Below are 7,168 nucleotides of genomic sequence, written 5' to 3' on the forward strand. Positions count from 1 at the left end.
GGGGGAGCCCCGTGGATATCGACATGAGCGTCCTGCGCAGCTTGGAGCGCGAGAAGGACATCTCGGTGGACCTGGTCGTCAAGGCGATCGAGGACGCCCTGCTGATCGCCTACCACCGGCAGGAGGGGACCGAGGCCTCCGTACGGGTCGAGCTGGACCGCTCCACCGGGCACGTGATCGTGTGGGCCTCCGAGACCGACGAGGAGACCGGGCAGGCCCGCGAGTACGACGCCACGCCCACCGGCTTCGGGCGCATCGCCACCTCCACCGCCAAGCAGGTCATCCTGCAGCGGCTGCGCGACGCCGAGGACGAGCTGACCCTGGGCGAGTACGCCGGGCGCGAGTACGAGGTGGTCTCCGGCATCATCCAGCAGGGCAGGGACCCGCGGAACGTGCTGGTGGACCTGGGGCGGGTGGAGGCCATCCTGCCCCCGCAGGAGCAGGTGCCCGGTGAGGACTACGGGCACGGCGAGCGGCTGCGCGCCTACGTGGTGCAGGTCCGCAAGGGCCACCGCGGCCCCTCGGTCACCCTCTCGCGCACCCACCCCAACCTGGTGCGCAAGCTCTTCGAGCTGGAGGTGCCCGAGATCGCGGACGGCACCGTGGAGATCGCGGCCATCGCGCGCGAGGCCGGGCACCGCACCAAGATGGCGGTGCGCTCCAACAAGCCGGGGGTCAACGCCAAGGGCGCCTGCATCGGCCCGCTGGGCAGCCGGGTGCGCAACGTCATGGCCGAGCTCAACGGGGAGAAGATCGACATCGTCGACCACTCCGAGGACCCGGCCGTGTTCGTGGGCAACGCGCTGTCCCCGGCCCGGGTCGACCGGGTCGAGGTGATCGATGCCGCGGCCAAGGTGGCCCGGGTGACCGTGCCCGACTACCAGCAGTCCCTGGCCATCGGCAAGGAGGGCCAGAACGCCCGGCTGGCCGCCCGGCTCACCGGGTGGCGGATCGACATCCGCTCGGACGTGCCCGGCGCCGAGCCGATGGAAGGCGCGACGCACGGCCCGGACGGCCCAGAGGACGGCCTGGACGATGCCGGAGCGCGCTAGAATCGGGGAAAGCGGCCGGCGTCCCCCCGTACGCACCTGCGTGGGGTGCCGGTCTCGGGCGGCTCAGTCCGACCTGGTACGTCTGGTGGCCGACGGCGCCCTGGTGACCCCCGATCCCGACCGGCGGGCGCCGGGACGGGGCGCCTACCTCCACCCCGACCCCGCATGCCGGGCGTCGGCGGAGCGGCGCGGAGCGTGGCAGCGGGCCTTCCGGGTCCGCGCACGGCTCGACGCCTCGCGCGTGGCCGCCTACTTCTCCGGCGGTCCGCGCGTTGGAGACGGCGACCGTTCCGGATAGGGTTGGAATGATCACGTCGGCACCGCGGTTGTACCGAACAGGCGTCGGCGGGTCTTGCTATGCCGGGACACCGGCGTAACTGACCCATTGTTGTGTAACGACGAGGAAGCGGGTCGAGATTGCGATGAGCGCTCGATGAGTACGCAGCGATGAGTACGTCAAGCTAGCGACGGTCCGGCACAGCCCATGTCCCGGACCGAGTAGAGGAGAGCAGTGGCGAAGGTCCGGGTGTACGAGCTCGCTAAGGAGCTCGGAGTTGAGAGCAAGGTCGTCATGGCCAAGCTCCAGGAGTTGGGAGAGTTCGTCCGTTCGGCGTCCTCGACGATCGAGGCGCCGGTCGTGCGCAAGCTCACCGACGAGCTGAAGCCGGGCTCCGCCGGCAAGAAGGGCGGCTCCAAGCCGTCCGCCCCGGAGTCCAAGCCGCGTCCGCGCGGCGAGTCCGCACCGGGAGGGGGAGAGGCCGCCAGGCCCGCGGCCCCCAAGCCCGGTCCCAAGCCGGGCCCCAAGCCCGGCCCGCGCCCCGGTGCGCCGAGCGCCGAGGCCCCGAAGGAGGCTCCGCAGGAGGCCCCGAAGGCCGAGGCCCCCAAGGCCGAGGCTCCGAAGGCAGAGGCCCCGAAGCCGGGCCCCAAGCCCGCCCCCAAGCAGAACGGCGGCGGCACCGGCGGCGGCCAGGCCGCCCCCAAGCCCGGTCCCAAGCCGGGCCCCAAGAGCGAGCGCGGCGGCGCGCCCAAGCCCGGCCCCAAGCCGGGTCCGCGCCCCTCCGGCCCGCGCCCCGGTAACAACCCGTTCTCGACCCAGGCCACCGGCATGGGCTCCGCCAAGCCGGGCCCGCGCCAGGGCGGCCAGGGCGGCGCGCGTCCCGGCGGCGGCCAGGGCGGTCCGCGACCGGGCGGCGGCCAGGGCTCGCCGCGTCCGCAGGCGCCGCGCCCCGGCGGCCAGGGCGGTCCCCGCCCCGGCGGCGGCCAGGGTGCCCCGCGTCCGGGCGGCGGCCAGGGTGCCCCGCGTCCGGGCGGCGGCCAGGGAGGTCCCCGTCCCAAGCCGGGTCCGCCCTCCAGCGGTCCGCGCCCCAGCCCGATGAACATGCCGGCCTCCCGGCCCACCCCGCCCGCGGGCGCGGGTCGCGGTGCGGGCGGCGGTGGCGGCCGCGGGCGCCCCGGTGGCGGCGGCGGTGGCCCCCGTCCCGGTGGCGGCGGCGGTCCGCGTCCGGGCAGCGGCGGCTTCGGCGGCCCGCGTCCCGGCGGCTTCGGAGGCCGTCCGGGCGGCGGTCGCGGCCGCGGCGGCACGGCGGGCGCCTTCGGGCGTCCCGGCGGCCCGCGCGGGCGCTCCCGCAAGTCGAAGAAGATGCGGCGTCAGGAGTTCAACGACCTGGGCGCCCCGTCCTTCGGCGGCGTGAAGATCCCCAGCGGCAACAACAAGACCATCCGTCTGTCCCGCGGCGCCTCGCTCGCCGACTTCGGGGACAAGATCGAGGTCAACCCGGCGTCGCTGGTCCAGGTCATGATGCACCTGGGCGAGATGGTGACCGCGACCCAGTCGCTGCCCGACGAGACGCTGCAGCTGCTCGGCGAGGAGCTGAAGTACCGGGTCGAGGTCGTCAGCCCCGAGGACGAGGACCGCGAGCTGCTGGAGTCCTTCTCCATCGAGTTCGGCGAGGACGCCGGCACCGACGAGGACCTGCGTCCGCGTCCGCCGGTGGTCACCGTCATGGGCCACGTCGACCACGGTAAGACCAAGCTGCTCGACACGGTGCGCAACAGCAACGTGATCGGCGGCGAGGCCGGCGGCATCACCCAGCACATCGGTGCCTACCAGGTCTCCACCCGGGTGGACGAGGAAGACCGCAAGATCACCTTCATCGACACCCCGGGCCACGAGGCGTTCACCGCCATGCGTGCCCGCGGTGCCCAGGCCACCGACATCGCGGTGCTGGTGGTCGCGGCCGACGACGGCGTCAAGCCGCAGACGGCCGAGGCCATCGACCACGCCAAGGCGGCCGACGTGCCGGTCGTGGTGGCGGTGAACAAGATCGACGTCGAAGGCGCCGACCCGCAGCGCGTCCGGGCCCAGCTCACCGAGTACGGCCTGGTCGCCGAGGAGTTCGGCGGCGACGTGCAGTTCGTCGACATCTCCGCCCTCAGGGGCGAGAACATCGACGCCCTGCTGGAGTCGATCGTGCTGACCTCCGACGCGGCGCTGGACCTGCGGGCCAACCCGGGGATGGAGGCCCAGGGCCTGGCGATCGAGGCCTACCTCGACCGCGGGCGCGGCTCCACCGCCACCGTGCTGGTGCAGCGCGGCACGCTGAACGTGGGCGACTCGATCGTCTGCGGCGACGCCTACGGGCGCGTGCGGGCCATGCTGGACGAGAACGGCCGCAACGTCGAGAGCGCCGAGCCCTCGCGGCCGGTCCAGGTGCTGGGCCTGACCAACGTGCCCAGCGCCGGCGACAGCTTCCTGGTGGTCAAGGACGACCGGGTCGCGCGCCAGATCGCCCAGCAGCGCGAGGCGCGCGAGCGCTTCGCCCAGCAGGCCAAGGCCACCCGCCGGGTCACCCTGGACAACTGGCAGAAGACCCTGGAGGAGGGGGAGCGCACCGAGCTGCCCCTGCTCATCAAGGGTGACATGTCCGGTTCCGTGGAGGCCCTGGAGGAGTCGCTGCTCAAGATCGACGCGGGCGGCGACGAGGTCGGCATCCGCATCGTCGGCCGCGGTGTCGGTGCGATCACGCAGAACGACATCAACCTGGCGTCGACGTCGGAGGCGATCATCATCGGCTTCAACGTCCGGCCGGAGGGCAAGAACAGCCAGCTCGCCGACCGCATGGGCGTCGACATCCGCTACTACTCGGTCATCTACCAGGCGATCGAGGAAGTGGAAGCGGCCGTCAAGGGCCTGCTCAAGCCGATCTACGAGGAGGCGACCCTGGGCACCGCGGAGATCCGCGAGGTCTTCAAGGTCCCCAAGATCGGCAACGTCGCCGGTTCGATCGTCCGCAGCGGCATCATCCGGCGCAACGCCAAGGCGCGGCTCATCCGCGACGGGGTGGTCGTCTCCGACAACCTCAACGTGGACTCGCTGCGCCGGTTCAAGGACGATGCCACCGAGGTCCGCGATGGATACGAGTGCGGTATCGGCCTGGGTCTCAACGACCTCCGCGTCGAGGACGTGATCGAGGTCTACGAGATGCGCGAGAAGCCGCGCGACTGACGAGGCGGTACGGGGCCCCGCTCCGGCGGGGCCCCGGCCCCCGTCCCACCACCCCTCGACGGCCCGCCACTCCGTCATGTGGCATGTGATGACATCCAGATCGCGCAACGCGAGGAACCGCGCCCGGAGCGGCGCCTACGTGGGGTCCCTGACCCTGGACATCCTGCTGGGCGACGTCCGCTCGCTGAAGCAGAAGCGGTCGGTGGTCCGGCCCATCGTGGCCGAGATCCAGCGCCGCTTCTCCGTCTCGGTCGCCGAGACCGGGGAGCAGGACCTGTACCGCCGCTCCGAGATCGGGATCGCCGTCGTGGCCTCGACGGCCGCGCACTGCTCCGAGGTGCTCGACACCTGCGAGCGCATGGTGGCCGGACGGCCAGAGATCGAGCTGCTCTCCGCGAGGCGGCGGCTCTTCGGTCCAGAGGAGGAATGACGACCATGGTGGACGCCGCACGCGCGCGCAAGCTCGCCGACCGCATCCAGAAGATCGTGGCGGAGATGCTGGAGCGCCGGATCAAGGACCCGCGCCTGGGGTTCGTTACGGTGACCGACGCCCGGCTCACCAACGACCTGCGCGACGCCACGGTGTACTACACCGTCTTCGGCACCGACGAGGAGAAGGCCGGCACCGCCGCCGCGCTGGAGAGCGCCAAGGGCGTGATCCGCACCGAGGTGGGTCGGCAGACCGGGCTGCGGCACACCCCCAGCCTCACCTTCGAGGCCGACGAGGTGCAGGCCAACGCCCAGCACATCGAGGACCTGCTGGCCCAGGCGCGGGCCAGCGACGCCGAGGTGGCGCGCTCCGCCGCCGGGGCCAGCCCGGCGGGGGACCCCGACCCGTACAAGACCCCGCACGAGGACGAGGCCGAGTCGGCCGAGTAGCCGCCGCACCGACAGACTGAGGACCACCCGACCCATGACCGACAGCGGCGTCGCGATCGTCGACAAGCCGGCCGACTGGACCTCGCACGACGTGGTCGCCCGGGTCCGGCGGCTGGCCGGCACCCGCAAGGTGGGCCACGCCGGGACCCTGGACCCGATGGCCACCGGGGTGCTGGTGCTCGGCATCGGCAAGGGCACCAAGCTGCTGGGCCACCTGACCCTCACCGAGAAGGAGTACGAGGGCACGGTCCGGCTGGGCGCCACCACCAACACCGACGACGCCGAGGGCGAGGAGACCTCCCGCACCGACGCGAGCGGGGTCGCCGAGGAGGACGTGCGCGCCGCCGCGGCCGCGCTGACCGGCGAGATCATGCAGATCCCGCCGCAGGTCAGCGCGATCAAGGTGAACGGGCGCCGGGCCTACAAGTCGGCCCGCGCGGGGGAGTCGGTCGAGCTGAAGGCGCGGCCGGCCACGGTCGCGGAGTTCGCGGTGGACCGCGTGCGGCAGGTCGACGGCTTCGTCGACCTGGACGTGCGCGTCACCTGTTCCAGCGGCACCTACATCCGCGCGCTCGCCCGCGACATGGGCGAGGCGCTGGGCGTGGGCGGCCACCTCACCCGGCTGCGCCGCACCCGGGTGGGGCCCTACGGGCTGGAGCAGGCGCGCACGCTGGACGAGCTGGCCGGGGAGTTCACCGCGCTGCCGCTGTCCCAGGCGGTGGCCGCGGCGTTCCCGGTGCGGGTGCTCAGCGAGGACGAGGCGCGCAAGGTCGCCCACGGCAACCGGATCGCGCCCAGTACCCTGGGGCCCGGGCCGATCGGCCTGTTCGCCCCGGACGGCGGGGTCGTGGCCCTGGCCGAGGACCGGCCCGGGTACAGCAAGCCCATCGTGGTGTTCGCCGGCTGAGCCGGTGGGGCCTGACCGGCGGGGTATGGACCGGTGGGGCCCGAGCCGGCGCCCGGAGCGGGGATCCGGGGCGGTGAGCCGGTGAAGGGATCCGGTGCGGACCACCGCACCGGGACTCGGAGCGAAGCCCGAACCGAGGAGGAGGGGCACGTGCCGCAGCAGGGGGAGACCGCCGGAGCGCGGGAGCTCGCCGCCCAGGGGCGGGTCGAGGAGGCCGCCACCGCGCTGGGCCGCCCGCACCGGGTGGAGGGCGTGGTGGTGCACGGCGCCGCGCGCGGGCGTGAGCTGCTGGGGTTCCCCACGGCCAACCTGGACGTCACCGAGGGCGGAGAGGTCCCGGAGGACGGGGTCTACGCCGGGTGGCTGCTGCGCGCCGACCCGGACCGCGGCGCCGAGGCGCACTGGCCGGCCGCGATCTCGGTGGGCACCAACCCCACCTTCGAGGGCACCGAGCGCACGGTCGAGGCGTACGCGCTGGACCGCGACGACCTGGAGTTGTACGGGGAGAAGATGGCGGTGGACTTCGTGTACCGCATCCGCGGGCAGCGCCGCTTCTCCGACGTGGACGAGCTGATCGAGGCGATGCACGCCGACGTCGGACGCGCCCGCGAGATGATGGACACCGCGGAGAAGCCCGAGGCCTCGTAGTACTTCGTTGAGTTCCTGGTCTCTCTTTTCCCTGCTCGGTTCCGCCGTCCACGCGGCGTGCCCCACAGCGCTGCCGTCCGCCGGGCCCCTCGCGGTCCCGGCAGGCGGCGCGCCGGGCCAGCCCCCCGGTTTGCCTGCTTCTCCCGTTGATCTCGGGAAAAACGACCCTTCCCGCCC

General features: G+C 73.2%; 7 protein-coding genes. All 7 read left to right on the forward strand.

Annotation, left to right across the window (positions count from 1 at the left end; all coding sequences use genetic code 11):
- Positions 1-23 precede the first annotated feature (23 nt).
- A complete protein-coding gene (gene nusA / locus D450_RS0112425) occupies positions 24-1,052 on the forward strand; it encodes a transcription termination factor NusA (RefSeq protein ID WP_017538996.1) in 1,029 nt (342 codons plus the stop codon).
- Positions 1,036-1,350 (forward strand): YlxR family protein, encoded by a 315-nt coding sequence (locus D450_RS30055; protein WP_051063578.1) that lies wholly within the window; start codon positions 1,036-1,038, stop codon positions 1,348-1,350. The genes nusA and D450_RS30055 overlap by 17 nt, the downstream gene beginning before the upstream one ends.
- 213 nt (positions 1,351-1,563) lie before the next feature.
- The gene (gene infB, locus D450_RS0112435) at positions 1,564-4,557 is read left to right on the forward strand and encodes a translation initiation factor IF-2 (RefSeq protein ID WP_017538998.1); all 2,994 of its coding nucleotides are present in this window, start codon (positions 1,564-1,566) and stop codon (positions 4,555-4,557) included.
- 88 nt (positions 4,558-4,645) lie between these two features.
- On the forward strand, positions 4,646-4,987 hold the full coding sequence (locus tag D450_RS0112440; protein WP_051060575.1) for a DUF503 domain-containing protein: 342 nt from the start codon (positions 4,646-4,648) through the stop codon (positions 4,985-4,987).
- A gap of 5 nt (positions 4,988-4,992) precedes the next feature.
- Complete coding sequence (gene rbfA, locus D450_RS0112445) at positions 4,993-5,436, forward strand: 30S ribosome-binding factor RbfA (RefSeq protein ID WP_026124512.1); 444 nt, start codon at positions 4,993-4,995, stop codon at positions 5,434-5,436.
- A 34-nt stretch (positions 5,437-5,470) separates the two neighbouring features.
- Entirely contained in the window at positions 5,471-6,343 is an 873-nt protein-coding gene (gene truB, locus D450_RS0112450) for a tRNA pseudouridine(55) synthase TruB (RefSeq protein WP_017539001.1), read from the forward strand.
- 150 nt (positions 6,344-6,493) lie between these two features.
- Positions 6,494-6,991, forward strand: a complete 498-nt coding sequence (locus tag D450_RS0112455; RefSeq protein WP_017539002.1) for a riboflavin kinase — start codon at positions 6,494-6,496, stop codon at positions 6,989-6,991.
- Positions 6,992-7,168: the final 177 nt, after the last annotated feature.

The organism is Nocardiopsis halophila DSM 44494 (assembly GCF_000341245.1).
GTDB classification, from domain to species: domain Bacteria; phylum Actinomycetota; class Actinomycetes; order Streptosporangiales; family Streptosporangiaceae; genus Nocardiopsis_A; species Nocardiopsis_A halophila.

Excerpts from the sequence above, each read along its gene's own strand:
- rbfA (WP_026124512.1), top strand. The coding sequence starts at position 4,993 with ATGGTGGACGCCGCACGCGCGCGCAAGCTCGCCGACCGCATCCAGAAG.
- D450_RS0112440 (WP_051060575.1), top strand. The coding sequence starts at position 4,646 with ATGACATCCAGATCGCGCAACGCGAGGAACCGCGCCCGGAGCGGCGCC.
- D450_RS30055 (WP_051063578.1), top strand. The coding sequence starts at position 1,036 with ATGCCGGAGCGCGCTAGAATCGGGGAAAGCGGCCGGCGTCCCCCCGTA.
- nusA (WP_017538996.1), top strand. The coding sequence starts at position 24 with ATGAGCGTCCTGCGCAGCTTGGAGCGCGAGAAGGACATCTCGGTGGAC.
- truB (WP_017539001.1), top strand. The coding sequence starts at position 5,471 with ATGACCGACAGCGGCGTCGCGATCGTCGACAAGCCGGCCGACTGGACC.